This is a genomic window from Geobacillus sp. YHL (genome assembly GCF_022341265.1).
In the GTDB taxonomy this organism is placed as follows: Bacteria; Bacillota; Bacilli; order Bacillales; family Anoxybacillaceae; genus Geobacillus; species Geobacillus thermoleovorans.
Genome location: NZ_JAEIGB010000044.1, coordinates 1 through 1,336 on the forward strand (window position 1 = coordinate 1; position 1,336 = coordinate 1,336).

At 51.7% G+C, this 1,336-nt stretch carries 1 protein-coding gene; it reads right to left on the minus strand.

Translation table 11 applies throughout. The features are described from left to right. Positions 1–62 precede the first annotated feature (62 nt). On the minus strand, positions 63–1,250 hold the full coding sequence (locus JCR24_RS17415; protein WP_015864904.1) for an IS701 family transposase: 1,188 nt from the start codon (positions 1,248–1,250) through the stop codon (positions 63–65). Positions 1,251–1,336: the final 86 nt, after the last annotated feature.

Sequence of the window (1,336 nt, forward strand, 5' to 3'; positions counted from 1 at the left end):
CTGTAGATGAGCATTTTTCATTACAATAATTTCCATGGTTAGAGAGACAAACAGGGTACCCCTTACGCGATACGGAGCTGTTTTTTGATCACATCAATGGGAATATCTTGCTTTGCAGCGTCATAAATGAACTCGACGACGCTGTGGTCTTTCCGCGACCGAAGAAGCTCCAGCCCGGTGGAGAGGTTTTGTCGGGATTCGGCGATGCTGTACACGCAGGCCAACAGCACCACCGCCCAATACCGTTTCACCGCCCGAATGTGGCGAACGCGGTATCCATCCAGCTTCAGTTGATCTTTCGCCTGCCGGAAAAAGCACTCGATCGTCCAGCGCTGGGCGTAGTAACGCAAGATGTCTTCGTCCCCGAGTTCCCGGTCGGTGCTCAAGATGCAATGGAGATGTTCCGGCGCCATCGGCTGATCCGCCTTCCAAGCCAGCAGCACCACCGCGTCATCGAGGCCATGGATGGCCCCCTCATAGCGATACACGCGATAACGCTCCTGCCCCACCGTGACGAGGCGGGTGTCTTTGGACTCGATATAGCGGGCAAACTGCTTGGCTTGGATGGCGATGCCTTTCGGGTAGAGAATCCGGTTCGTCTTGAGCATCGCGATGACATGGAATCCCTGTTTCAGACAGGCTTCGATGAGCTTCTTAGACGGATACCACGAATCCATGAGCACATACACCGGCTGAGCCCGCTTCACCTTGAGCGAGGAAAGCATCTCGATCGCCAGGTCGATCTTGCTTTTTCCCGCTTTCTTGTCATACAGGCGGAACGCAAATGGGAACGCCTGCGTGAAGGTGTGCACCATCAGCCAAACGAGCGAATGCCCCCAGACCGATTGATGATCTTTATGCGAGTAGTGCCAGTCGCACCCTTGAATGGCGTGCGCAGCCCGTGACGAAGGCTTCGTTTTTTGGCAAATCGTATCATCAATCGAAACAAAAAGGGGTTGATTCTTCCGTTTGGCCAGTCGTTCAACCTGGGAAAGGATCCACTCTTGAAGCTTCCCAAGCAGCCTTTCCTCGTTCCAAGGGCTTTTCGTGAAAAAGTGACTGAGCGTCGTTCGATGATTCGGATGAAAGCTCCAGTAATGAATATCAGTCAATGTTCCCGAGAATCCCTTGGTGGTCAAGGCATCGACAATATGAATGAGATGCTTGATGACCGGTTTGGAAAGCTGCAGCGTCAACCCCAGCGTGAAGAAAAACTTGTGGATTCCTTGGTGATGTGCTAATCTATTCATGAGACATGAACCTCCTTGTGGATAGTTGGTGGTACATCTATTCTAACCAAGGAATCGGGTTCATGTCTCCTTTTTTGTTTAGTTGT